Annotated in this window: 25 protein-coding genes; 10 read left to right on the forward strand and 15 right to left on the reverse strand. The window is 37.4% G+C overall.

Annotated elements, in window-relative coordinates; translation table 11 throughout:
- Positions 1-135 precede the first annotated feature (135 nt).
- From pyc to BFM98_RS09485, 3 genes are read right to left on the reverse strand one after another with little or no spacing between them, the layout of a single operon-like run.
- Positions 136-3,570: a pyruvate carboxylase gene (pyc, locus tag BFM98_RS09475; protein WP_048394705.1), complete on the reverse strand. Its 3,435-nt coding sequence runs from the start codon at positions 3,568-3,570 to the stop codon at positions 136-138.
- A 12-nt stretch (positions 3,571-3,582) separates the two neighbouring features.
- Positions 3,583-4,764, reverse strand: coding sequence for an FtsW/RodA/SpoVE family cell cycle protein (locus BFM98_RS09480; RefSeq protein ID WP_048394707.1), 1,182 nt, complete (start codon positions 4,762-4,764; stop codon positions 3,583-3,585).
- A gap of 60 nt (positions 4,765-4,824) precedes the next feature.
- The gene (locus BFM98_RS09485; protein ID WP_004224778.1) at positions 4,825-5,106 is read right to left on the reverse strand and encodes an Fpa/YlaN family protein; all 282 of its coding nucleotides are present in this window, start codon (positions 5,104-5,106) and stop codon (positions 4,825-4,827) included.
- A gap of 182 nt (positions 5,107-5,288) precedes the next feature.
- Between BFM98_RS09485 and BFM98_RS09490 the strand changes: the two genes are divergently transcribed.
- Together BFM98_RS09490 and BFM98_RS09495 are read left to right on the forward strand one after the other, a co-directional pair.
- Entirely contained in the window at positions 5,289-5,789 is a 501-nt protein-coding gene (locus BFM98_RS09490; protein ID WP_048394710.1) for a molybdopterin-binding protein, read from the forward strand.
- A gap of 11 nt (positions 5,790-5,800) precedes the next feature.
- On the forward strand, positions 5,801-6,004 hold the full coding sequence (locus BFM98_RS09495) for a YlaI family protein (RefSeq protein ID WP_048394712.1): 204 nt from the start codon (positions 5,801-5,803) through the stop codon (positions 6,002-6,004).
- 54 nt (positions 6,005-6,058) lie between these two features.
- Here the strand turns inward: BFM98_RS09495 and BFM98_RS09500 are convergent, their stop codons facing one another.
- The 5 genes from BFM98_RS09500 to typA all read right to left on the reverse strand — a co-directional run bounded on the left by BFM98_RS09500 (position 6,059) and on the right by typA (position 11,095).
- Entirely contained in the window at positions 6,059-6,853 is a 795-nt protein-coding gene (locus BFM98_RS09500; RefSeq protein WP_081010995.1) for an ABC transporter permease, read from the reverse strand.
- Positions 6,846-7,613, reverse strand: a complete 768-nt coding sequence (locus BFM98_RS09505) for an ABC transporter ATP-binding protein (protein WP_066037200.1) — start codon at positions 7,611-7,613, stop codon at positions 6,846-6,848. The genes BFM98_RS09500 and BFM98_RS09505 overlap by 8 nt, the downstream gene beginning before the upstream one ends.
- Position 7,614: 1 nt before the next feature.
- Positions 7,615-8,607 (reverse strand): ABC transporter substrate-binding protein, encoded by a 993-nt coding sequence (locus BFM98_RS09510; RefSeq protein WP_066037201.1) that lies wholly within the window; start codon positions 8,605-8,607, stop codon positions 7,615-7,617.
- Positions 8,608-8,821: 214 nt separating this feature from the next.
- The gene (locus tag BFM98_RS09515; protein ID WP_004224772.1) at positions 8,822-9,220 is read right to left on the reverse strand and encodes a YlaH-like family protein; all 399 of its coding nucleotides are present in this window, start codon (positions 9,218-9,220) and stop codon (positions 8,822-8,824) included.
- Positions 9,221-9,250: 30 nt separating this feature from the next.
- Entirely contained in the window at positions 9,251-11,095 is a 1,845-nt protein-coding gene (typA, locus tag BFM98_RS09520; RefSeq protein WP_054549845.1) for a translational GTPase TypA, read from the reverse strand.
- Positions 11,096-11,233: 138 nt separating this feature from the next.
- Between typA and BFM98_RS09525 the strand changes: the two genes are divergently transcribed.
- The gene (locus BFM98_RS09525) at positions 11,234-11,419 is read left to right on the forward strand and encodes a DUF5325 family protein (protein ID WP_004224770.1); all 186 of its coding nucleotides are present in this window, start codon (positions 11,234-11,236) and stop codon (positions 11,417-11,419) included.
- A 42-nt stretch (positions 11,420-11,461) separates the two neighbouring features.
- Here BFM98_RS09525 and BFM98_RS09530 read toward each other — a convergent pair whose 3' ends face one another.
- Together BFM98_RS09530 and BFM98_RS09535 are read right to left on the reverse strand one after the other, a co-directional pair.
- Positions 11,462-12,256 carry an inositol monophosphatase family protein gene (locus BFM98_RS09530; RefSeq protein WP_004224769.1) on the reverse strand — a complete coding sequence of 265 codons (795 nt, stop codon included), beginning with the start codon at positions 12,254-12,256 and terminating at the stop codon, positions 11,462-11,464.
- A 212-nt stretch (positions 12,257-12,468) separates the two neighbouring features.
- Positions 12,469-12,666 (reverse strand): hypothetical protein, encoded by a 198-nt coding sequence (locus BFM98_RS09535; protein ID WP_004224768.1) that lies wholly within the window; start codon positions 12,664-12,666, stop codon positions 12,469-12,471.
- 126 nt (positions 12,667-12,792) lie between these two features.
- Here BFM98_RS09535 and BFM98_RS09540 point away from each other — a divergent pair, with 126 nt between their 5' ends.
- Positions 12,793-13,419 carry a YktB family protein gene (locus BFM98_RS09540; RefSeq protein WP_066037202.1) on the forward strand — a complete coding sequence of 209 codons (627 nt, stop codon included), beginning with the start codon at positions 12,793-12,795 and terminating at the stop codon, positions 13,417-13,419.
- A 102-nt stretch (positions 13,420-13,521) separates the two neighbouring features.
- On the opposite strand, the gene BFM98_RS09545 is transcribed toward BFM98_RS09540, so the two are convergent.
- Both BFM98_RS09545 and BFM98_RS09550 read right to left on the reverse strand, forming a co-directional pair.
- Entirely contained in the window at positions 13,522-13,809 is a 288-nt protein-coding gene (locus BFM98_RS09545) for a UPF0223 family protein (RefSeq protein WP_054549842.1), read from the reverse strand.
- Positions 13,810-13,829: 20 nt separating this feature from the next.
- On the reverse strand, positions 13,830-14,789 hold the full coding sequence (locus tag BFM98_RS09550; protein ID WP_054549841.1) for an NAD(P)H-dependent flavin oxidoreductase: 960 nt from the start codon (positions 14,787-14,789) through the stop codon (positions 13,830-13,832).
- A 145-nt stretch (positions 14,790-14,934) separates the two neighbouring features.
- On the opposite strand from BFM98_RS09550, the gene BFM98_RS09555 reads away from it, so the two are divergent.
- Positions 14,935-16,404: an aminotransferase class I/II-fold pyridoxal phosphate-dependent enzyme gene (locus BFM98_RS09555; RefSeq protein ID WP_004224764.1), complete on the forward strand. Its 1,470-nt coding sequence runs from the start codon at positions 14,935-14,937 to the stop codon at positions 16,402-16,404.
- A gap of 259 nt (positions 16,405-16,663) precedes the next feature.
- Here BFM98_RS09555 and BFM98_RS09560 read toward each other — a convergent pair whose 3' ends face one another.
- Together BFM98_RS09560 and BFM98_RS09565 are read right to left on the reverse strand one after the other, a co-directional pair.
- Complete coding sequence (locus BFM98_RS09560) at positions 16,664-17,341, reverse strand: LrgB family protein (RefSeq protein WP_083225344.1); 678 nt, start codon at positions 17,339-17,341, stop codon at positions 16,664-16,666.
- Positions 17,334-17,780: a CidA/LrgA family protein gene (locus tag BFM98_RS09565; RefSeq protein WP_066037203.1), complete on the reverse strand. Its 447-nt coding sequence runs from the start codon at positions 17,778-17,780 to the stop codon at positions 17,334-17,336. Before BFM98_RS09565 ends, BFM98_RS09560 begins: the two co-directional genes overlap by 8 nt.
- A gap of 290 nt (positions 17,781-18,070) precedes the next feature.
- Here BFM98_RS09565 and BFM98_RS09570 point away from each other — a divergent pair, with 290 nt between their 5' ends.
- The 5 genes from BFM98_RS09570 to BFM98_RS09590 all read left to right on the forward strand — a co-directional run bounded on the left by BFM98_RS09570 (position 18,071) and on the right by BFM98_RS09590 (position 23,661).
- Positions 18,071-19,729 carry an ATP-binding protein gene (locus tag BFM98_RS09570; protein ID WP_233436303.1) on the forward strand — a complete coding sequence of 553 codons (1,659 nt, stop codon included), beginning with the start codon at positions 18,071-18,073 and terminating at the stop codon, positions 19,727-19,729.
- Positions 19,716-20,405: a response regulator gene (locus tag BFM98_RS09575; protein ID WP_066037204.1), complete on the forward strand. Its 690-nt coding sequence runs from the start codon at positions 19,716-19,718 to the stop codon at positions 20,403-20,405. The genes BFM98_RS09570 and BFM98_RS09575 overlap by 14 nt, the downstream gene beginning before the upstream one ends.
- A gap of 125 nt (positions 20,406-20,530) precedes the next feature.
- A complete protein-coding gene (locus tag BFM98_RS09580) occupies positions 20,531-21,550 on the forward strand; it encodes a tripartite tricarboxylate transporter substrate binding protein (RefSeq protein WP_066037205.1) in 1,020 nt (339 codons plus the stop codon).
- Positions 21,551-21,642: 92 nt separating this feature from the next.
- Positions 21,643-22,119, forward strand: a complete 477-nt coding sequence (locus tag BFM98_RS09585) for a tripartite tricarboxylate transporter TctB family protein (protein ID WP_054549838.1) — start codon at positions 21,643-21,645, stop codon at positions 22,117-22,119.
- A 15-nt stretch (positions 22,120-22,134) separates the two neighbouring features.
- Positions 22,135-23,661, forward strand: coding sequence for a tripartite tricarboxylate transporter permease (locus tag BFM98_RS09590; protein WP_048391942.1), 1,527 nt, complete (start codon positions 22,135-22,137; stop codon positions 23,659-23,661).
- Between the two features lie 52 nt (positions 23,662-23,713).
- Here the strand turns inward: BFM98_RS09590 and BFM98_RS09595 are convergent, their stop codons facing one another.
- Positions 23,714-24,496: an SDR family NAD(P)-dependent oxidoreductase gene (locus tag BFM98_RS09595; RefSeq protein ID WP_048391943.1), complete on the reverse strand. Its 783-nt coding sequence runs from the start codon at positions 24,494-24,496 to the stop codon at positions 23,714-23,716.
- Positions 24,497-24,694 lie beyond the last annotated feature (198 nt).

A 24,694-nucleotide genomic window follows, 5' to 3' on the forward strand; every position in this document is an offset into this window, starting at 1 on the left:
GAATTCTCCTGATTGATTAACCAAACATTTTTCTGATTAAGTAATCAGATTTTATATGATTTATCGCTTAAACACAATAAAAAAGGTTATGTAGATACTAATAAAAGCATCTAATAACCTTTTTTTCATGACTATTTATTCAATTTCAATTAATAGATCCCCTGTTGAAATAGCATCTCCTGCACTTGCATATACCTCTTTTACAATGCCGTCTTTAGGTGCTTGGACAGTTGTTTCCATTTTCATGGCTTCTGTAATTAACAGATGATCACCACGTTTAACAGGACTACCTTTAGAAACAACAACTTTCAACACAGTACCTGGCATTGTAGCACCGATTTGGTTTGGATTGCTTGGATCGGCTTTTAATGCTAAATTGCCATCAACCTCAACAGTCATATCTTGAATCACCAATTCACGCGATTGACCATTAAGCTCAAAGTAAAGGACACGTGTTCCATTGTGTTGTGGTTCCCCGATTGAAACGAGTTTAATAATCAATGTTTTACCTTTTTCAATTTCGACCTCAATAATTTCACCAAGCTTTAAGCCATATAAGAATGTCGGTGTGTCAAGAACTGAAATATTGCCAAAGGATTCTGCTGTTTTCGCATATTCCTCAAAGACTTTTGGATAAAGTGCATAAGCCAGTACATCTTTTTTCGTAACTGGGCGATTTAACTTTTCCTCTAGCACAGCCTCTAATTGATCAAATTGAATAGGCTCTAATAATTCTCCTGGACGAACTGTAATTGCTTCTCGATCTTTTAACACTACTTGTTGTAATGCCTCTGGGAACCCGCCATGTGGCTGCCCAAGATAACCTTGGAAGAATTCAATCACAGAATCTGGGAAATCAATCGTTTTCCCTCTTGTTAAGACTGTATTTTCGTCTAGATCATTTTGCACCATAAATAAAGCCATATCACCCACTACCTTGGAGGATGGTGTAACTTTAACAATATCACCAAATAGTAGATTTACACGGGAATACATGCGTTTCACTTCTTCCCATCGATCACCAAGCCCTACAGCTTTTGCTTGTTGCTGTAAGTTACTATACTGACCACCAGGCATCTCATGTACGTAAATCTCAGAATGCGGGCTGATCATGCCACTTTCAAAATCTTTATAGTATTTACGAACATCTTCCCAGTAGTACGATAATTTTTCTAATGCATCGATATCCGCTCGTACCTCACGTTTGCCGCCCTTCATTGCATAGTACAAGGAGTTTGCACTTGGTTGAGATGTTAGACCTGCCATAGATCCAAGCGCTGTATCAATAATATCAACACCTGCTTCTATCGCTTTAGCATATAAGTAAATTCCATTGCCACTAGTATCATGTGTATGCAAGTGGATTGGCAGACTTGTCGTCTCTTTTAACTCGGAAATTAAACGGTACGCCGCTTCCGGTTTCAATAAACCAGCCATATCTTTAATCGCTAAAATATGGGCACCGGCTGCTTCAAGCTCTTTCGCCATATCCTTATAGTATTGCACTGAATATTTCGCACGACTGTCATCGAGGATATCCCCCGTATAACAGATGGCTGCTTCAGCAATTTTTCCTGATTGACGCACAGCATCTATCGCTACTTCCATGCCTTTAATCCAATTTAAGCTATCGAAAATACGGAATACATCAATTCCTGATGAAGCCGATTCAGCGATAAATTCTCGGATTAGATTGTCAGGATAGTTTGTATAACCAACAGCATTAGCTCCACGCAGTAACATCTGGAATAACACATTCGGCACTTGCTCACGCAGTTTCGCTAGCCGCTCCCATGGATCTTCTTTTAAGAAGCGATATGCTACATCGAATGTTGCACCGCCCCACATTTCCAGCGAGAATAACTGATGCATCATGCGAGCTGTTGCATCTGCAATTTGATACATATCCTGTGAACGAACACGTGTTGCAAGCAGGGATTGGTGAGCATCGCGGAATGTAGTATCTGTTAGTAGTACGTCTTCCTGTGCTAAAATCCACTGCACTAAGCCATCTGCTCCCTGTGTATCTAAAATCTGCTTTGTACCTGCTGGTGGTACAATTAAAGGATCAATTTTAGGTTGGTTTGGCTGGACAAAGATAGGTTTTGACTTCTTCTCTACACCAGGGAAGCCATTTAAGGTCACATTCCCAATATAGCTTAACAGCTTTGTTCCACGGTCTTTACGCACAGGGAACTCGAAAAGCTCTGGTGTTGTATCAATAAAGCTAGTATCAAAGGCCCCTGATAAAAACTTTTCATGAGTCACCACATTATTTAAAAACGGAATATTCGTTTTAACGCCACGAATACGGAATTCTTTTAAATTACGATCCATTTTCGCAGCAGCTTCTTTAAAGTTCATACCCGAAGTAGAAATTTTCACCAACAAAGAGTCATAGTATGGTGTAACGACAGCACCCTGGAATCCATTCCCAGCATCTAATCGCACGCCAAAACCACCACTTGAACGGTAAACCATTAACTTTCCTGTATCTGGCATAAAGTCATTTGCAGGGTCTTCTGTTGTCACACGTGCTTGAATGGCATAGCCAATCATTGGCATATCTTCTTGCTTTGGCATATGAATTTCTTCACTGTGAAGTCCATAGCCTGCCGCTACCTTAATTTGGGCATGGACGATATCAACACCTGTAATCATTTCTGTAATTGTATGTTCTACTTGAATGCGAGGGTTTACCTCGATGAAATAAAAATCGTCTCCTGCGACTAAAAATTCCACTGTCCCTGCATTTATGTACGAGACATTCTTCATTAATTTCACAGCAGCATCGCAAATACGATTTCTTAATTCTTGTGAAATCGAATGAGATGGCGCAATTTCTACCACTTTTTGATGTCGACGCTGAATTGAGCAATCACGCTCATATAAATGCACAATATTGCCATGTTTATCGCCAATAATTTGTACTTCAATGTGTTTTGGTTTTATGATTGCTTTTTCTACATATACTTCATCGGAACCAAAAGCAGCCTTTGCCTCAGATTTTGCTCTTTCATAGGAGGAAGCAAGATCCTCTGGCGTATGGACTAGACGCATCCCTCGACCACCACCGCCAAGTGCTGCCTTAATCATAACTGGATAGCCATAATTGCTAGCAAACGTCTCTACCTCTGCTAGATCGGCTACTGGGCCATCTGTACCAGGAATAACAGGAATCTCAGCCGCAATGGCTTGAGAACGTGCTTTGACCTTATCTCCAAACATATCTAAATGCTGAGAAGTTGGTCCGATAAAGACAATGCCCTCTTCCTCACAGCGACGTGCAAATTCCACGTTTTCTGATAAAAAACCATACCCTGGATGAATCGCATCAACATCTGCATCTTTTGCGATGGCAATAATACCTTCAATATCTAAATAAGCATCGATTGGTTTCTTGCCAGCTCCCACTAAATAAGCTTCATCTGCTTTAAAGCGATGAAAAGCACCACTATCTTCTCTTGAATAGATGGCAACAGTTTGGATATTCAGCTCCGTACAAGCACGGAAAATACGAATTGCAATTTCTCCTCGATTGGCTACGAGAATTTTGTTGATTGATTCCATAGGTATCCCCCTTTATGATTGTGTTTTTTTCCTCTCTACCTTTTCAAACATAGAAACATTGATCAATATTCCCATCGCTAAAGATAGAATGATTATAGATGTACCGCCATAGCTTATAAAAGGTAACGTTACACCGGTTAACGGGATTAACCCGGTTACACCCCCAAGATTAATAAATGATTGCCAGCCTATCCAGCTCGCAATACCAGCCGCAATCATGCGTGCCAATGGATCTTTTGTCCGCAATGCAATAGAAAAACCTTTATATACAATAAATCCCAAGCCACATAAGACAATCAAAACGCCCCATATCCCTAACTCTTCCATTATGATTGCCATAATAAAATCTGTTTGTGGTTCAGGCAAGTATCCTAGTTTTTGAATGGATTGACCTAGACCACGTCCCTCTAAGCCGCCTCCGCCAATGGCATAATAACTATTCACCACTTGGTGACCACTACCATCCTCATATTCAAACGGATTTAAGTAAGACAATATCCGTCCTTTTCGATTTCCTGTTAGTAGCTCTCCCTTAAATATCCATAGAATACCAAGAATAGCTGTACCAAACGCACCTAATACACCGAAAAATTTCCAAAATGTTCTAAATGGAATGCCACTTGAAGCTACAACTGAAACAGCAATACCACATAGAATAATCACTGCTCCTAAGTCTGTTTCAAAGGCTACCCCAGCAACCACTAAAATCCATAGAAAAATTGGGTAAAAAATTTCAGTCGGTTGTAGCTTTTCAAACGTATATTTTTGCGCTTTTCGATAAAAAGCAGCTGCAAAATATAAAATTATAAATAGTTTCGCATACTCTGAAGGTTGAAAATTCCCTAAACCTGGGATAGCAATCCAACTTTGAGAGCCTACTTCTTCTGCCCCATTCCCTGCTACTTTTACCCATGTAAATAACACAACCAATACAACAGTTAGCAATAACATAATATTCTTATTCGCATAATGTTTATATGGGAAAAATGCTGTAATGATAAAGCCAAGAAATGCCACCATTAAATTGGTCACTTGCTTTTGATAAAAATAATCAGGTGCTTGACCTTTTTGAACAATAGCAACCATCATACTTGAACTGTAAATCATTATTAATCCAAATAAACTTAATAATAGGACCGTAAAAAATAAGGGATAATCAAAATTTTGTGCATAGCGTTTTAAGTATTGTCTCATTGGAAAACCTCGTTCTAGTAAAAAAACTCAAAGCGCAAAGAAGCGTTTGAGTTTTTCTTTTTATTTGTCTGTATACGCGTCGTGTAGTACAGAAAGTTCCTTCTCGAGTGAATCGAGAATTTCTTTGCCTTTTTCACGTTCAATCAATCCAAGCTTCACAGCAAAGTCAATTTCACGTGATAGACCGAACATTTGTGTATCTAATACTTCCTCATATAAAGGGCATTGTGGCATTGTTAAATGATCCATTTGTACTCGAATAAGGCGAGCAATCTTATCTGCATCAGCAACTAATAGCTCCAAAGCCTTCTCTTGAAAAGAAGTTTGTGATTTCGTATCCATGAGGACGCCCCCATTATCTGATATTTCTTCGATTCTATCTTAATAAAGTTTATCTTTTAGTCGATAAAAATGCAAGTGTCTTCATTGGAAAATAGAGAATTCGAATTATATTTCTTTATTATCTCTAGGCATTAGCGTTATACTATGTCATGGATATACAAGATTTGAGGAGGATTTCTATTATGGAAACAATAATTCCTATCACAGGTGCAGTCACATACCAACTAACATTAGATCCTACTGTGTGGATTTTCGATGATCGTAAATTAGATTTAAACACTTACTTCACTACTCAAAATGTTGAGGAAGATGCTGACGTCAAATATATGCGTGAAGTAGGAGCACACTGGTCACGTGAAATTATGGAAGGAGCAACATTCCCACCTACATTAAAATCAGAAAGGAAATTTGACCGTAAAGGAATGGAGACAGGTACATTTGGTATCGAATTAAGTCATTTCTTGAAGAATGCTGAAATTAAACCAGAAGCGACAAAAATCGTCTTAACTTGCAAAGATGGCGAAGAATATCCTTTCACAATTGAAGAAGCTTATACACTTATTTTAAAATATAGCCAAGACGGTAAGCCTCTTTTAGAAGACGGTCCCATCCATGTATTACTAAGAGACGGTTCAAATATTGACAATCCTATTAAAAACGTATCAGCCATTCGCGCTGAATAGGAGGGAATGCAATGCGCGTTAAATGCGTTATTTGCGATACGATTCATAATTTAGATGATAATTTACCTTTAGCAAAAAAATTGCGTAATCGACCAATTCATACTTATATGTGCGATATTTGTCATGATCGCATTTCGGAAAATACTGTAGCACGAATGGAAACAGGCAATTTCCGTTTTTATCGTACTTCACCCCAGATGGATAAAGAATTTTAACTAAAGAACAGATTAAAAAGAGGTGCCTCTATTTTGAGACACCTCTTTTTTATACTATCCATTATTTTTAATAATCGTTTTTTCAACTAATTCTACAACTTGATACATAATGGTAGCAAAAAAGGCAATAATCAGAAGTGACATAAGGACAAGGTTAAAATTAAATACTTGGAAGCCATAGATAATTAAATAACCAAGTCCTTTTGAAGCTACTAAAAATTCCCCTACTATAACCCCTACCCATGATAAGCCAACATTCACTTTCAAGGTCGAAATGATTGTAGGAAATGAGGCTGGCAAAATGACCTCACGAAAGATTTGCCATCTTGTCGCTCCAAAGGTTTGTAAAACCTTACTATAATTCGGATCGACACCTTTAAATGCCGTATATACAACAATCGTTGTTATAATGATGGATATTAATGCACCCATAGCTATGATAGAAAAATAACCTGGGCCGAGTGCAACAATCAAAATCGGACCAAGTGCTACTTTTGGCATCGCGTTTAAAATTACTAGATAGGGATCGAGTACTTTTGATAGTAACGGGGACCACCACAAGACAACAGCTATCAATGTTCCTAATAAAGTCCCCGCTAAAAAGCCAATTACGGTCTCCATTAATGTAACACTCACATGCAATGTTAAAGAACCGTCAATGACTTTCTCAATAAATGTATGCCATACATGAGTTGGCGAGCTAAAAATTAACCGATCAATCCATTCTAATCTTGAAAGCAGCTCCCATCCACCAAAGAATAGCAGTAAAATAATAAGCTGATATATTCGAACATAGCGTTTTTCTTTTTTTAACAATTGCTGATATTGCTTAAATAATGTATTATCCAAGGCTCTCCAGCTCCTTCCAAATAGTTTGGAAAATATCTGCATAGGCTGGATGCTGTCTTACATCAAAAGGTGATAGTTCATTAAGGGCTTTAGGTATTTCAAACACTTTGTGAACTGCCCCTGGGTTTGCAGAAAATAGAACTACGCGCTCACTCATTGCGATTGCTTCACCAATATCATGTGTCACAAGAATAGCAGTCTTTTTATAAGTTTTTAATGTTTCCACCACTAAATCCTCAAGCTTTAATTTCGACTGATAATCTAACGCTGAAAATGGTTCATCTAATAATAAAATTTTAGGATTTACAGCTAAGGTACGAGCAAGGGCCACACGTTGCCGCATACCTCCTGATAATTCTCGAGGGTAATTGTTCCCCACATGCGGTAATCCTACTTCCTGTAATAACGCATTGGCCGTTACTTTATGTGTTTTATGACTTTTTCCCATTATTTTCAAGCCGATTGTGACGTTTTCTTCAATGGTCTTCCAAGGAAATAAATAGTCTTGCTGAAGCATATAGCCAATGCTTGATTGATTACTTGCTGATAGCTTTTCACCATCTATATAAACATTGCCTTCAGTGGCAGGGAATAATCCTGCAATAATTGATAATAATGTGGTTTTACCGCAGCCACTCGGCCCAATAAACGAAACAAACTCTCCTTCATGAATGGCTAAACTGATATCACGTAATACTTCCTTTGCCTGTGTACTTGAAAAATAACTATGGTGAATATTCTCCAGCTGTAAAAATTCCATATTACTCAGCAGCCTTTTTGGCAAAAGTAGTGTTCACAAGTTTTTCATACTCCACTCGTTGAGGAAGTTCACCTGCTTCCTCCATAATTGTTTGCAAGTTATCCCACTCTCCTTCATCAAGGATTGGGGCAGTAGCATAAGAGCCTTGTGCTTTATATCGATCAATTACCGTTTCAATTATCTCTATATCCACATTTTCAAAATACGGTTGAATAATTTTTGCTACTTCAGCAGCACTCTCATTTTGCACAAAATCCTGTGCTCGTTTCAATGCATTTGTAAAGGCTTGAACAGTTGAAGCTTCATCCTTTAAATAACTACTTTTGGCCATAAAGGACGTGTAAGGAAGATTACCAGACTCCGTTCCAAACGAAGCTACAATATAACCTTTTCCTTCTTTCTCAAAGACACTCGCAGTAGGTTCAAATAATTGAACATAGTCACCAGTACCTGATGCAAAAGCAGTAGCAATGTTGGCAAAATCAATATTTTGAATGAGCGTTAAATCATTTACAGGGTCGATGCCATGTTTTTTCAGCACGAATTCACCTGCCATTTGTGGCATTCCACCTTTACGTTGCCCCAAAAACGTTGAGCCCTTCAATTGATCCCACGAAAAATTATCTATCTTATCTCTTGCCACTAAAAAGGTACCATCCGTTTGTGTTAACTGTGCAAAATTTTGAATGGGATCATTTGCACCTTGTAAAGTGACATAAATAGACGTCTCCGACCCAACTAAAGCTATATCAATTCCATCTGACAGTAACGCCGTCATCGTTTTATCGCCACCTGCAATCGTTTGTAGCTCAACAGAAAGACCCTCCTCCTCGAAGAATCCTTTCTCAAGTGCTACATATTGAGGCGCATAGAAAATCGAACGAGTTACTTCTCCTACTTTGACTTTTTCTAGCTCTGCTTTATTACATGCCGTCAAAGAAAGGAGTAACAAAGCAATGACACCTAATAATAAACCTTTTGTAAGCCAACGCATTCCCTTTCCTCCTTGATGTGTTGAAAATAAGCCTATCGACATTAACTTATTCACATAAGAAGATTTCGGTGCCTATCATTTTTTAATTTGTGTAGAGTGCGGGTGATTCTTCAGCTTGACTACAGGGGAAACATACAAAAAAACAGTCTTAGCATTAAAACCGCTAAGACTGTTTATAACAGATAAAAAGTTCTTATTATAAAGTACGTAATTGTTATTGATTGGTAGCTTGTTGCTCTTCTCTTTTTTCACGCCATAGTCTTGTTTTATAGACAATTAGAATTAAGGCCGCTACAATCAGACCTTCAATCATTGGTAAGAATAGGGCGAAGAATGTAAGCATGATACAACCTAAAAATAGGAACGCATAAATAATAATATTTTGAGATAACTTTAATTTCTTGGCAAAGCCTAGTTTATAGACAATGGCAGAAAGTACAAATACAAGAAGAAATACAACATAACCTGCTATTTCATAGCTTGGTAAATTTTCATATAAAAATCTAGTGATACCAGCCATTCTCCCATAAACTCGTGTTGTTTCATCTGTACCTGTCTGTGCAGCAACTTGAATAACATTTAGTTCACCCAATAAAGCGGACTTCAGATCCAAGACTCCTCTTCCTTTCGTGGAAGCAAAAAATTATTGTTCAGCGTTTTTTAGTTTTTTCGCTATTCTTTCACGTTCATTTTTATCTAGAATTTGTTTACGAAGGCGAATAGATTCTGGAGTGATTTCTAAATACTCATCATCATTTAAGAACTCTAATGCTTCTTCTAGTGTTAATAGACGCGGCTTTTTAATAACGTTTGTTGCATCTTTTGTCGCAGAACGAACATTCGTTTTTTGCTTCATTTTTGTTATGTTTACAGTGATATCATTATCACGTGTATTTTCACCAACAATCATACCTTCATAAATTTCAGTACCTGGCTCAACAAATAGTGTACCACGGTCCTCTACTTGCATCATACCATAAGTTGTCGATTTACCAGTTTCCATTGATACAAGAACACCTTGGTGACGGCCACCAATACGGCCTGGAATATATGGTTGGTAACAATCGAATGTATGGTTAATGATACCAAAACCTTTCGTCATAGACATGAATTCTGTTGTATATCCAATTAAACCACGGGCAGGAACAAGGAATGTTAAACGTACTTGGCCATTGCCATTGTTCACCATATCCAACATTTCACCTTTACGCGTACCAATCGATTCAATAACCGAACCTACATTTTCTTCTGGAACATCAATTTGTACACGTTCAAATGGTTCACATTTTACACCATCAATTTCACGAATGATAACTTGAGGTTTTGATACTTGTAGTTCAAAGCCTTCACGGCGCATATTTTCAATAAGAATTGATAAATGTAGCTCACCACGTCCAGAAACCGTCCATGCATCTGGTGAATCTGTATCTTCTACACGTAGAGATACGTCCGTTTGAAGTTGTGAACGTAAACGCTCTTCTACTTTACGAGCAGTTACCCATTTCCCTTCACGACCTGCAAACGGTGAATTATTCACTAAGAAAGTCATTTGTAATGTTGGCTCGTCTATACGTAATGGTGTTAAAGCTTCTTGATGTTCCACCGGACATACTGTTTCCCCAACGTTGATGTCTTCCATACCTGAAACAGCAATTAAGTCACCAGCTTTTGCTGATTGGATTTCTTCACGTTTTAAACCAAAGAAACCAAATAGTTTTGTTACACGGAATTGTTTCACAGTCCCATCTAACTTCATTAAAGCAACTTGTTGCCCTACTTCAATTGTTCCGCGGAATACGCGTCCAATCCCAATACGACCAACATAATCATTGTAGTCAAGTAATGCCACTTGGAATTGTAATGGATCTGCTGAGTTGTCTACTGGTGCAGGAATTGCTTCAATTACCTTTTCAAATAGACATTGCATATTTTCTTCTTGTTTTGCTGGATCAGCATCAAGAGAAGCTGTACCGTTTACACCTGATGCATACACAACAGGGAAATCTAATTGATCATCATCAGCGCCTAGCTCGATGAATAATTCTAATACTTCATCTACTACTTCTAAAGGACGAGCTGAATCTTTATCAACTTTGTTTACAACTACAATCGGTGTTAACTTTTGTTCCAACGCTTTTTTCAGTACAAAGCGTGTTTGCGGCATACAACCCTCATACGCATCGACAACTAGTAAAACGCCATCTACCATTTTTAAAATACGTTCTACCTCACCACCGAAGTCGGCGTGTCCAGGCGTATCAAGGATGTTAATACGAGTTCCGTTATAGTTTACTGCAGTATTTTTTGCTAAAATTGTAATACCACGTTCGCGTTCAATATCATTAGAGTCCATTGCACGTTCTTCAACATGTTCGTTTGAACGGAATGTACCTGATTGTTTTAATAATTGGTCGACTAAAGTAGTTTTACCATGGTCAACGTGGGCGATAATTGCGATATTGCGAAGATCTTGACGTAAGTTTGTCATTATTCCACTCCATATTCTTTTTTCGAATGTTTAACTGTGATATTATAGCACAAGAAGGATAGAAATGTCCTTATTAGAATTTCCATCATTCTAAAAAATATATTTGATCGACAAATTTTTTATATAGGAGGCTAGGCTATGAATCGTGCAAAAATCGTAATGGCCATCTATGCATTGGCAGCTGTATTAGCAATGTGTTCTATCGGCTACTCTGTTGCAGCTAGTAATGTATTTGGTGTAATAGCTGGTATTGTGGCTACTTGTGTCATTTTCATGACAGCCTTTAAAATGAAGCGTAAACTACGTGCGCAAGGATTACTTTAAAGAACATAAAAAGGAGCTGTCTAATAAATAGACGGCTCCTTTTTATTCATATGGCACTATATATTTTTCTAATAATTCTTTATGAATAGCGGGATTAGCAATAATAAATGTATCCTGATGAAGGAAATCAAAGCCTTCACCATGTAGATTTGTAGCAACTGCTCCAACTTCCTGAGCAATGATGGTCCCTCCTGCAATATCCCATGGTGCTAAACGCATAGAGACATAGGCATCTAATTTGCCACTTACAACAAATGCAATTTCCATTGCTGCGGAGCCATAGGACCGTGTACCGCGAACTTTACGAACCATATCTATCACCTTTTCATGATGAATATGTCGATTAGGTGCGACCCAATGTGCATTTATGCCAATGACAGACTCCTCCATTGTAACAGACTGTAGTTTACGCAATGGTGAATCATTATACCATGCGCCTTGCCCCTCGATGGCACTAAATAAATCCTCCCGCATGACATCAAATATGTAACCTAACTTTCCTACGCCATTGACAAAAATACCGATTGAAATCATAAAATGGCGATGCTGTTTAACAAAATTCATCGTTCCATCAATTGGATCAATAATCCAAACTACACCATCTAGTGATTTAACCTGTTCGCCCATTCCTTCTTCCCCTAGAATTTTGTGGGTTGGATCAAAGGCTTTAATTTGCTCAATAAAGAATAACTCCGTCTCTCGATCAATATTGGTAACGAGGTCATTTGCACCTGATTTTGTCTCAATTACTAGATTATACGAAAAAGCCTCTCGAATACGTCGCCCAGCTTCAAAAATAATATCTTTTGCAAATTTATCAATTTGTTGTAAATCCACTCATAACCCACCCTTCGAATATAAGAAAAGGCCTTCTATATTAATCGCTCTCGTATGTTTATGATACCTTTTCCCACTACTTCACAACTTTTGCTATATAAAACCTAGTACTACCTTATGATATAATTTCTATTTTACCCTTTGTCACAATAAAAATCACCTGCTGTCGGAATATTCAGCAAGTGATTTTTTAAATGGGTATTAGATTTTGATTACGCATAGGCGTGCAAACTTTCAAGTTCCATCTGAATTTCTGCCAGACGTTTTTTACTTTTTTCAATTTCCATGTCATTTTTTTCATTCATTGCTGCAAAAAGTGAAGCTAATTCATAATCTAATTCTAATTGTAAAATGTGCTCATATTGCTTTTCAATGTCAACTTTACGTATAATTTTTACGAATGGTTTCATAAAAAACACTTCCTTTTTTTAATTTTTTTACAAAAACTTTACTCATTTGATAAAGTTCTTGTTATAAGATTTTTTCCCAAATTCAGCGTAAAATAAACCTTATAAAACGAAAGGAGTAAAATAAAATTGCCAAAAATAAAGTGGACAAACAAAGACTTTAAGGTTTTTACAATAGACGGTTTAGAACAGAGAATGGATGCATTAAATTTACATGTACGTCCAAAATTCAATCAGCTAGGTGAAGATTTTTCTGCATTTTTCTCTAGCCAATTAGGTGAAGAATTCTTCCCGCATGTGGCTAAACATGCTCGAAGAACTGTTAACCCTCCAAAAGATAGTTGGGTTGCCTTCGCCCCTTATAAAAGAGGTTATAAATCATTGCCTCACTTTCAGATTGGTCTATGGCACACACATTTATTCATCGTCTTAGCTATTATTTATGAAGCGCCTCAAAAAAATGTTATGGCTGAGCGTTTACTAGCTCATAAATCTTTAATTGAGCAGCTTCCAGATGATTTTATCATGTCAGGAGATCATATGTCCCCTGAGGCCGTTTCTCTCGAAGTGGCAAAAGAAGACAAGCTTGAAGAAATGCTTATTCGCCTACGAGATGTCAAAAAGGGTGAGTTTTTAATTGGCCGTCATATTCCAAAAGAACAAGCAACCAAACTAACAGCAAGCGAATTACATCAATTAACAGAAGACACATTTAACAGCTTACTTCCTCTTTACAACATTATTGTTGGAAAATAAGCTAACCTTATAAAGTTTTTTATTGATGTAGTTTATGCAATATGTCGTTTTTTAACACAAAAAAATAAAGAGTGGATGTGAGTTGACCTCACATCCACTTTTTTAATGGCCATTTCTTGGGGTAACTTTTATAATCATCCCATCTTCGGCTTCCTTTGTTTGTTTTACAACTGGATAGCTAATGTAGCCACTCGCCTCTTCAAATTCGCGAAAAATTGATTTTTCCTCTGCTTGGGAAGGAACAATCTCTTTAAAGCGTCGATATTTAGCTAGCATAACTTCACGCTTGATGCCTTTTTCATAAGCTTTCTCAATTCCCTCAAAGAATTGAACAACATCCACAATCTCCTCTGTGGACCAATCAGTTGAAAACGGATAAGAGTATTCCATTCGACAAAACCACCTTTACGTTATTGCCCCCATTTTAACCGTATACTTTCAGCTTCTGCAACCATTCTCTTAATAAGGTCATCAACGGTTGGGATATCGTGAATCATTCCAGTCACTTGTCCAGCCCAGCCAAAGCCCTGTTCCTTATCACCATCGTAAATAAAGCGTTTATTTGCTGAACCACTTATATATTCTTTCAATGCCTCATATGTTGGTGTTTTTTCCTCAATTTCTAAAATCTTTGTAGTAAAGTCATTGCGTAATGCACGAGCCGGCGCACCAATAGAGCGCTTAATAATGGTTGTATCTGCTTCAGTACTTGCAACTAGTGCCTCTTTATAAGCCTCAGAAGCATCAACACACTCTCGTGTTGCTATAAAACGAGTGCCCATTTCAATGCCTTCAGCTCCCAATGCTTGAGCAGCCATCCAGCCGCGCCCATCACCAATTCCACCTGAAGCAATGACAGGAATACTAACACTATCAACCACCTGGGGAACAAGAACCATTGTACCGACATCATCACGCCCCAGATGACCGCCACCCTCTTGACCCACAACCATTACAGCATCTGCTCCAAGCTGTTCAGCCTTTTGAGCTTGTCTACGAGCAGCTACAAGGACTAATTTTTTTATAGCTGTGCCTGCCAGTAAATTAAATATAGGCGCTGGATTTCCCCCTGTCATTGTAACAACTGGAACTTCTTCTTCGATTGCAACGCGCACCATATCCTCATAGCCTTTACCATGCATGCCAATCGCAAAATTTACGCCAAATGGTTTATCTGTTAATGTTCGTACCTTATGGATCTCTGCTCGTAATAATTCAGGATCTCGTAAACTCATAGCCGTTATTTGCCCTAAACCACCAGCATTCGACACAGCTGCGGCTAAATCAGCATATGCTAAATAGGCTAATCCCCCTTGAATAATTGGATATTTAACCTGTAAAAGATCCGTCACACGTGTATTCCAATTCATAGTACCTCCCCTTTCGTTCAATACTATTTTCTCGGTATCCTGAAAAAAATCCTTTTATTTTTTAGGAAAAGCCTATTTTTTCGTGTCGTTAGGTGCTATAATTCATTTGTTTTCTTAGATATTATAAAGTGAGGTGGTACCTGCGTTGTCACAATTAGAGACTCCATTGTTCGACGTATTATTAAAACATCGGAACAGACATCCCATTCAGTTCCATATTCCAGGCCATAAGAAAGGGCAAGGAATGGATCCTGCTTTCCGAGAATTCGTCGGCGACAACGTTTTATCAATTGATTTAATTAATATTGCTCCACTAGACGATTTACATTCACCAAAGGGTGCTATAAAAGAAGCGCAAAACTTAGCAGCTGAAGCCTTTGGTGCTGATCATACATTCTTTTCCGTTCAAGGTACTAGTGGCGCCATCATGACGATGATTCTGACCGTCGTCGGTCCAGGTGATAAAATTCTAGTGCCACGGAATGTTCATAAATCTATTATGTCGGCGATTGTATTCGCTGGTGCCATTCCAATTTTTATTCATCCTGAAGTTGACAGCGAATATGGGATTTCTCATGGCATATCCCCTGAAGCTGTTGAAAAAGCATTAAATGCTTACCCAGATACAAAGGCAGTACTTGTTATTAATCCAACATATTTTGGCTTTACAGCTGATTTAAAGCGTATTGTGGAGATTGCTCATGACCGTAATATTCCGGTAGTAGTAGATGAAGCGCATGGTGTACACATAAAATTTCATGATGACCTTCCATATTCAGCTATGGAAGCAGGTGCTGACATGGCAGCAACAAGCGTTCATAAGCTTGGTGGCTCCATGACACAAACGTCTATTTTAAATGTACGTGAGGGTCTTGTTTCTGCAAAACGTGTACAAGCTGTATTTTCTATGTTAACAACTACATCGACATCCTATCCATTACTTGCTTCACTTGACACAGCTCGACGTCAGTTAGCCATTCATGGATACGATTTAATTGACGATGCATTACGTTTAGCAAAGGATGCTCGTAAACGCATCAATCAAATACCACATTTAAAGTGTGCAGGTAAGGAAAAGTTACATTCTTCTGCAACTTATGATATGGATCCATTAAAACTTCTGATTAGTGTGAAAGATTTAGGTATTTCTGGTCATCGAGCTGAGGAATGGTTGCGTTATAATGCCAATATTGAAGTCGAATTGTCTGACCTTTATAATATCTTATGTTTAGTGACTTTAGGAGATACAAAAAAGGAAATTAATCTTTTAATAAATGCGTTAACTCGTATGTCAAAAGCATTTGATTCTGAAGCGGCTATAACAGAGGCTTTGGTAAATGTGCCAGAAATTCCAGCTCTCGCCATGTCTCCGCGTGATGCTTTTTATGCAGATACAGAAGTCGTTCCTCTTGCAGAAGCAGATAACTGTATTTGTGCAGAATTTATTATGGTATATCCTCCTGGGATTCCTATTTTTATTCCCGGGGAAATAATTACTCAAGAAAATATTCATTATATTCAAATGAATATTGAAGCAGGTTTACCCGTTCAAGGACCAGAGGATACAACATTAAAAACAATTCGTGTTATCAAAGAACGTAAGCCAATTTTCTAAAAAATATAAGCTAGCTCTTCAATATGAAGGGCTAGCTTTTATATTTATAAATACAGATGTGAGTATATTTTCTTGTTGAACACAACCAGAAAACATTCTCTTCATTACAAAATAGCTATAATAGAATATTATCTGAAGTTTTTTTCATTTCATTTTCACAATGAATAATTGCTTTTTAGAAATAACCATTTATTTAAAACAAAAGGGTTGTTTCCTATCTTTTTTGAGACAGCTCCTTTTTCTATAAAGCACCATTCTATTATAAAAATAAATACACAAATAAAGGGCAGAAGAAGGCTCCGATAACAGCCGTTAAACCCATTGATAAGGAACCAACTGATAATTCCTGTTCCCCATATTCTCTTAATTTCACAAGACCTACCCCATGTGAGGCACTTCCTACTGCCACTCCCCTACTCACGGCAGAGTCAATTTTGCCATACTTAATGACTAACGGTCCGATAATGGCCCCTACAAACCCTGCAATCATGACGAAAACAGCCGTTAAAGGAGGAATGCCCCCAATCGTTTCGCTCACCTGCATTCCAACAGGCGTTGTTAACGATTTAGGTAAGGCTGTCAGCATCCAGCTAGGTTCTACACCGATCCATTTTAGTAACACAAAAATTGTCACTAAGCCTGTTATCATGCCGATGAGAAGTCCTGATAAAATAGAATACTTATATTTCATAATAATAGCTCGTTGATTATAGAGAGGATATGCAAGTGCCACAACAGCAGGCCCAAGCATTTTCTGAAGCCATTCCCCACCTTGCATATAAGTTGAATAAGGAATATCAAATACAAGTAAAATCATTGCACTGACAATCGTAGTCGTGACCAAGGGAATCATGATAGGATGGGGAAATCGTTGATAGAGCTTTGTAAATAAAATAAACATGATGATGGTGCTAAGGACAACCGTTACTTCAATCAACAGTTAATTCCCCCTTTCCTTCTTCCACACTAGGCTTTGAGCTTTCTTTTTTGGCCAGTTCTCTTTTTTCAATGAGTTGTGTCAGCAATCCTGTTACATAAATAGAGATTAATGTACTAGCAATAACTGCTAAAATGATGAGCAGACCAGTGAGTGTAATGAGCTCTGGATAATCAATAACACCTACAGTTGCTGGAATGAAAAACAACGTTAAGATACCAATTAAAAAACCTGCTCCATCTTGTATATATTCGACCTTAATAATTTTAAAATTGAGTGAAAGTGCTAATAAAAGTAAGCCAATGACGCTTCCTGGAAGAGGTATGTGCAGATAAGAAACAATGCCAACCCCCATGTAATAGAAAATAGTAAGTATACCGATTTGCACAATAATCCGAACAGCTCGTAACAACAACGTAGCAAAATTTTCGTTCAACATTTCGCCACTTTTCACCCCCTATATCGTTCATTCTACATCTGTAGGAATTTTCTGTCTATTGTAATTTTAGAAAAATAATAATCAAATACCGAAATATCCAAGCAATTCTATGAAACAGTATTAAAAGTCCTATTCTACAAGACTTCATGATTTTACTTTTTATCATTATGACTTATCAACTTTTTTTATATTGTGCCTATCCACTTCAAATCACTTTTTTAATGATCATCTAGCAAATTTCGAAATTTTTTTATATAATCGAAAATTACAAAAGATTACTAGTATTATCAATGACTAAAATTTCTAGAATAAACACAAAGGTGGGATTCACTATTTTCTTTAAAACATTAACACTCCAAGCCCGCTTTGCCTATTACAGCAGTTTTTTAATTTTTATTATTGTTATTTTAGCAGGCATCCTCTTTTATATGACCATATCTGATGCATTGCAAACACAAATTGGAAACCGGGCACTATATTTGGCGGAAACAACGGCTAGCAGGGGTGATGTAATTGAAGCGTTTCATACAAATAACCCTTCCGAAAGTCTGCAAAAAATTAGCAAAGAGATTATGCTTGCTGCAAAAGCTACTTATGTTGTAATAGGAGATAAAAATGGTATACGCTACACCCATCCTATCGCAGACCGTATTGGTAAATCGATGGTCGGAGATGATAATGACCGAGCATTAATCAACGGTGAGTCTTATATTTCCATTGCAAATGGTTCAATGGGACAATCCATTCGTGGGAAAGCACCTATCTTAGACTCAAATGGATCGATTATTGGTGTTGTTTCAATTGGTTACTTAACAAGTGAATTAGATCGCTTATATTTTTTATACCTTGATAATATTTTTTATACGATGGTTATTGCCCTAGGCATTGGTATTATCGGCTCTATTTTTTTATCCCGAAACATTAAAAAGCAAATTTTTAATCTGGAGCCAAATGAAATTGCCAGTCTATTAACAGAAAAAAATACTTTAATTGAATCAGTTCGTGAAGCTATTATTACGGTAAATCAGAAAGGTGAAATTACGACCCTAAACAATGCTGCCGCGAAAATCTTACATTTAACGGATTCAGCTTCTATCATGGGCGATAATATCGAACAGCATATACCAAACACACATCTGCTTAACGTATTAATGAAGGGTGAAAAACAACTTGATAAATTGATGATTGTTAATGGTCATGAAATTATTGTTAACCGTGTACCTATGAAGGTGAATGGTAAAGTTGTCGGCGCAGTTGCAAGTTTCCGATTACAATCAGAAATAGAACAAATGGCTATCGAATTATCACAAGTAAAGCAATATACGGAAGCTTTACGTGCTCAAACACATGAGTTTAATAATGTCCTTTACACAATATCAGGCCTTATTCAATTAAATGCATCTGATGAAGCACTATCTATTATTCATAAAGAGGTACAAGGACATTCTTCTCTAACCCAATTTATAACAAAGCGTGTAAAGGACCCTTTTTTAAATGGTTTAATTATCGGATTTTTTAATCGTGCCCGTGAATTAAAAATCAAGTTGATTTTTGATGAGGATAGTTATTTAGAAACATTCCCTGAAAGCATCGAAAAAAGCTTAATTATTTCTATTATGGGAAATTTATTAACCAATGCTTTTGAAGAAGTTGAAAAAAACAAAGAGCGACAGCCAATTATTAGGCTTTTTATATTTGATAATGGAGAGGAAATCATCTTTGAGGTCGAGGACTCGGGACAAGGTTTTGCACAAGAAAAACTAGACGTGCTATTTTCAGAAAATATTTCTACGAAAGATAGTAAGCATCGAGGCTATGGATTAAGGAAAGTCATTTCCAGTATCCATGATTTAAACGGTACTCTTGCTCTTGAAGAAGGAGATTTAGGAGGTGCCCTATTTATCGTATCTATTAGCAAAAGGGGGACTATGATCCATGAACAATATTGAAGTGCTAGTAATTGAAGATGATGTACGTGTAGCAGATGTACATTGTCGTTTTTTAGAAAAAATTGAAGGCTTTACAGTAATTGCAAGGGCAAGTACGGGAGAAGAAGCTTTAGATTGGCTTCAATCATTTTCACCACACCTTATATTACTCGATGTCTTTTTGCCAGATATACTGGGAGTAGATTTAATTGATAAAATCCAAGAAGTGAGCCCAACAAGTAGTATTATTTTGATTACCGCAGCTACAGAGGCACATATAGTACAGAAAGCTTATCGGAAAAATGTTACTGATTACATTTTAAAGCCATTTACATTCGAACAGCTAAAAGAGAGTATAGAAAAATTCCGTTACAAGCATCTATTGCTGAAAAATAATGAGAAATTTACACATGAAAAAATTCAATACCTTTGGCCAAAAGCAGGTTCATCCCCCCCTCAAGAAACACCGTTATTATTACCAAAAGGGATAGATCCAACAACAATGAATCATGTTATCAACCATTTAAGTATAATGGAGAATGGTAGTACAGCTGAGCTGTTGGGAAAGAATATAGGTGTCAGCCGTTCCACCGCTCGTCGTTATTTAGAATTTTTAGTTACACAAAAGCAGGTCTATACCGAACTGACTTATGGTACAGTTGGGCGTCCTGAACGACGATACTTTATTTCCACATAAACTTTATGAACAAAATGATGTTAATCCACATTATTATCACAATATTTCCAAAATTGAGAAGTAAGTTATAGTATGGGTAGCGCTAAATTGATAGCGCTACCATTTTATTTTTAAGGGGGATTTTTATGTGGAGGAACATTTCTAAAATAATGGTAGCTGGCTTACTATTTACTAGTTTGGTTGGCTGTTCAGCATCAAATGGAGAAAAAACAGAGGGAACGAATGCCAGTGATTATCCAAAAAGTAATATTACCATTGTTGCTCCATCAGGTGCTGGTGGTGGCTGGGATTTAACAGCTCGTGCAGTAGCAAAATCAATGAGTGATACTGGGTTGATTGATAAGGCGATTCAAGTTGAGAATAAGCCAGGTGGTGGTGGTGCTGCCTTCATGGCAACATTTGCCACAAAGGAAGCCAATAATGATTATATGTTAATGGTTAAATCACCACCGATCCTTATAAATCATGAAAAGGCTGAAGGAAATAGTAAATTTGGCTATAAGGATACTACACCTTTAGCACAATTAACACGGGACTATGGCGCAATCGTTGTTAGAAAGGATTCTCCTTTCCAAACGCTTGCAGATGTTTTAAATGCCATGAAAACTTCACCAAAAGATGTCACATTAGCAGGTGGGTCTGCACCAGGTTCGATGGATCATCTAGTAGGAATTATCCCGGCTTATAAAGCGGGGATTGACTTAAAAACAATTAAATATGTTTCTTATGATGGTGGCGGTGAGGCGGTTACAGCATTATTAGGTGGCAATGCGGATGTAATTGCAACAGATGCCTCCACAATTGCTACTTATGTTAAATCCGGAGATGTTCGTGTATTAGCTGTCAGTTCCTCTGAACGCTTAGAAGGTGAGCTAGCAGAGGTTCCTACTTTTAAAGAAGCCGGTATTGATGAGGAGTTTACAATTTGGCGTGGTATCTTTGGTCCAAAAAATATGAGTGAAGATGCGATTGCCTATTGGTCTGAAAAATTACAGGCAATGTCTGAATCAAAAGAATGGCAAGCTGAGGTGACCCGTAATGGCTGGCAAGCAGAATACCGTAATGCGGAAGAATTTACAGCTTATCTAGACAGTCAAAATAAAATAATCATTGAACTACTAACAGCTCTTGGTATGCAAAAATAACGAATCATTTTTTTAAAAAAGGCACAAGTATTTCCATTAAATATAGAACTACTTGTGTAACTTTATCTATTTTCAATGGAGGTGTAAAACGGTTGAGCTATACATTTGATAAAACATTTAGCATTACCCTCTTAGCACTTAGTATTTTGTTTATTTTTCAAGCAACACAGATTTCTGATAGTGCTTATGGGTCTACAGTTGGTCCCAAAATTTTTCCATTAGGTTTAGGTATTATTTTAGGTTTATTAAGTCTTCAATTATTTTATGAATCATGGAAAAAAGCTGTGAGAGAGCGAGTCACAGGAGGACCAACTACTTCTTCTAAAATATCTTCAACAGAGCTCAAAAAGTTCTTAATTATTTTAGGTAGCGCTCTTGCGTATGTATTTTTCCTTGAAAAAATTGGCTATATGATAACAACATTTTTATTTTTGTGTATTAGTTTCCAAACAATGGAACGTACTAAACTTATTTATTCAATTATTATTGCAGCTGGATTTTCACTGGGCGTCTATTATTTATTTACAAGTTTACTAGGAGGGTCATTGCCTAGTTTCCCAATTTTTTAGTACAGGAGTGAACATATGTCGACATTGCAATTTTTAGCTGATGGATTTGCAGTTGCCCTTCAATGGCAAAACCTTTTATTCGCTCTTGTTGGTGTCATAATTGGTACAGCAGTTGGTGTACTTCCAGGTATAGGTCCAATGAGTGGAGTTGCATTATTAATCCCCGTTACAGCAACCATTACAGCTGGACTACCTACTGAGGCTGCCGCTACCAGCTCAATTATTTTACTTGCAGGGGTATACTATGGGGCCATGTATGGTGGATCAACAACTTCCATTCTATTAAACACGCCTGGTGAATCCTCATCAGTTGTGACAACATTGGATGGCTATCAAATGGCTAAACAAGGTCGTGCTGGAAGTGCTCTTTCTATCGCGGCCATTGGCTCATTTTGTGCAGGCGTTGTAGCACTACTAGGTCTGATATTATTAGCTAATCCATTGTCAAAATTAGCACTTAAATTTGGACCCGCAGAATACTTTTCTTTGATGTTATTAGGACTTGCAGCAGTAAGTGGCCTAGCAGGACGTTCTATTACCAAAGCTTTAATTATGACTGTTTTAGGGCTTATGCTCGGAACAGTTGGTATTGATGCCGTATCAGGTATAGAACGTTTTACATTTGGTCAGCCAATGCTGTTCTCTGGCATTGAATTTTTAACCATCGCTGTTGGTTTATTTGCATTAGGCGAAGTATTTAAAACCATTCTTGAAAAAGAAGAAGAGGATGGTCAATTAGCCAAAATTAATCGTGTATTACCAACAAAGCAAGATTTAAAGGATAGTGCTGTTCCTATTGCTCGCGGCTCCTTATTAGGCTTTTTCATCGGCGTATTACCCGGCGCAGGCGCAACACTTGCCTCATTCTTTTCTTATATTACCGAGAAAAAATTCAGTAAAACACCCGAGCAATTTGGAAAAGGTCATATTGCGGGTGTAGCTGGACCTGAATCAGCGAACAATGCTGCATCAGGCGGTGCAATGATCCCATTACTAACTTTAGGAATTCCCGGCTCAGGTACTACTGCTATTTTAATGGGTGCACTTATTATGTATAATATTCAGCCAGGTCCATTATTATTTGATGAACATCCTCAAGTTGCTTGGGGATTAATTGCCAGTATGTTTATTGGAAATTTAATGTTATTAGCATTAAATATGCCTTTGGTCCGCATTTTTGCCAAAATCATCGAAACACCTAAAAAATATTTATTGCCTATTATTATTGCAATTTCAATTTTTGGAGTTTATGCCGTACAATTCGCCACGTTTGATTTATTTTTATTAGTAGCTTGTGGTGTACTTGGTTATCTATTTGCTAAAAATGATTACCCAGTAGCTCCATTAGTACTTGCATTAGTACTAGGGCCGATGATTGAAAATAATATGCGCCGTGCATTAACCATTTCGAATGGAGACTTTTCTATTTTTATAACAAAGCCTTTATCATTACTATTTTTAGTGGTTGCCATTTCTTGGTTACTTATACCACTGATTATGAAAATACGTGGTAAAAATGTACTTATTAATGAAGAAGGATAAATATTCTTAAAAATCCACTATACTTCTATTAGTATAGTGGATTTTTACTATTCTATAATGCGTGACCAGAGCCACCATCAATATTAACAGCTGTACCTGTAACATAGCTCGCCGCATCAGATACTAAAAAAGTGATAACGTTTGCTGCTTCTTGCGTATCACCTACACGACCCAGCGGAATTGCTTGCCCCACTTTACGAGAATATTCTTCCCACGATAAATTTGGTTCTTCCTTTTTCCATTTCTTTTCGATTTGATCACTACGAATAAGTCCTATACATACAGAATTTACTCGAATATTATCCTTCCCTAAATCCTTGCTCATCGCTTTTGTCAAGGCAAGCCCTGCAGCACGGCTTACAGTAGTTGGAAGTGAACTTGCAGGTGGAGTTTTAGCCATCACGGCAGTCACATTAACGATTGCACCGCCCCCAGCCTTTCGCATATATGGAGCAGCATATTTTGAACAATGAATAGCTCCAAATACCTTTAAATCTAAATCTGCCTGCCACAGCTCACTACTCACCGTTTCAAAGGAATTCGCTGAAGCTGTACCAGCATTATTAATAAGAATATCCACACGTCCAAAATGCTCTACAGTACGCTCAATGAGATACTTACAATCTTTTTCTTTTGTAATGTCAGTTGGAACAATTAATACATCTACGCCTGTTTCATTTTTTATGCATCCTGCAGCCACTTGCAGTTGTTTTTCACCACGAGCGCAAAGTACAACCTGTGCACCCTCTTTAACAAGCTGCATGGCTGTATAATAGCCAATTCCTTTACTCGATCCTGTTATAATTGCTACTTTCCCCGTTAAATTAAGCTCCATTATTAAATCCTCCCTTACTTTCTACAATGCTATCATTATAGCATTTATCGATTATTCAGAATAATCAAAGGAGCTTGTAAAAGGTAGAAATACGATTTAAAAGCTATAATAATTGAATATTTTCCATGAGGAGCTACTTATTACTTATCATTATCATTCAAGCCTGTTACGGGAAAAAGCTAATAGAAAAATTAATTG

It is taken from the genome of Lysinibacillus sp. AR18-8, from assembly GCF_001705465.1.
Taxonomy (GTDB): Bacteria; Bacillota; Bacilli; order Bacillales_A; family Planococcaceae; genus Lysinibacillus; species Lysinibacillus capsici.

What these genes read in the sequence shown, in the direction of transcription:
- typA (WP_054549845.1), bottom strand. Translation starts at nt 11,095, where the DNA reads ATGACAAACTTACGTCAAGATCTTCGCAATATCGCAATTATCGCCCAC.
- BFM98_RS09545 (WP_054549842.1), bottom strand. Translation starts at nt 13,809, where the DNA reads ATGGAATACTCTTATCCGTTTTCAACTGATTGGTCCACAGAGGAGATT.
- BFM98_RS09525 (WP_004224770.1), top strand. Translation starts at nt 11,234, where the DNA reads ATGAATCGTGCAAAAATCGTAATGGCCATCTATGCATTGGCAGCTGTA.
- BFM98_RS09505 (WP_066037200.1), bottom strand. Translation starts at nt 7,613, where the DNA reads ATGGAATTTTTACAGCTGGAGAATATTCACCATAGTTATTTTTCAAGT.
- BFM98_RS09565 (WP_066037203.1), bottom strand. Translation starts at nt 17,780, where the DNA reads ATGTTGAACGAAAATTTTGCTACGTTGTTGTTACGAGCTGTTCGGATT.
- BFM98_RS09510 (WP_066037201.1), bottom strand. Translation starts at nt 8,607, where the DNA reads ATGCGTTGGCTTACAAAAGGTTTATTATTAGGTGTCATTGCTTTGTTA.
- BFM98_RS09480 (WP_048394707.1), bottom strand. Translation starts at nt 4,764, where the DNA reads ATGAGACAATACTTAAAACGCTATGCACAAAATTTTGATTATCCCTTA.
- BFM98_RS09575 (WP_066037204.1), top strand. Translation starts at nt 19,716, where the DNA reads ATGAACAATATTGAAGTGCTAGTAATTGAAGATGATGTACGTGTAGCA.
- BFM98_RS09485 (WP_004224778.1), bottom strand. Translation starts at nt 5,106, where the DNA reads ATGGATACGAAATCACAAACTTCTTTTCAAGAGAAGGCTTTGGAGCTA.
- BFM98_RS09535 (WP_004224768.1), bottom strand. Translation starts at nt 12,666, where the DNA reads ATGAAACCATTCGTAAAAATTATACGTAAAGTTGACATTGAAAAGCAA.
- BFM98_RS09495 (WP_048394712.1), top strand. Translation starts at nt 5,801, where the DNA reads ATGCGCGTTAAATGCGTTATTTGCGATACGATTCATAATTTAGATGAT.
- BFM98_RS09490 (WP_048394710.1), top strand. Translation starts at nt 5,289, where the DNA reads ATGGAAACAATAATTCCTATCACAGGTGCAGTCACATACCAACTAACA.
- BFM98_RS09580 (WP_066037205.1), top strand. Translation starts at nt 20,531, where the DNA reads ATGTGGAGGAACATTTCTAAAATAATGGTAGCTGGCTTACTATTTACT.
- BFM98_RS09570 (WP_233436303.1), top strand. Translation starts at nt 18,071, where the DNA reads ATGACTAAAATTTCTAGAATAAACACAAAGGTGGGATTCACTATTTTC.
- BFM98_RS09550 (WP_054549841.1), bottom strand. Translation starts at nt 14,789, where the DNA reads ATGAATTGGAATACACGTGTGACGGATCTTTTACAGGTTAAATATCCA.
- BFM98_RS09590 (WP_048391942.1), top strand. Translation starts at nt 22,135, where the DNA reads ATGTCGACATTGCAATTTTTAGCTGATGGATTTGCAGTTGCCCTTCAA.
- BFM98_RS09595 (WP_048391943.1), bottom strand. Translation starts at nt 24,496, where the DNA reads ATGGAGCTTAATTTAACGGGGAAAGTAGCAATTATAACAGGATCGAGT.
- pyc (WP_048394705.1), bottom strand. Translation starts at nt 3,570, where the DNA reads ATGGAATCAATCAACAAAATTCTCGTAGCCAATCGAGGAGAAATTGCA.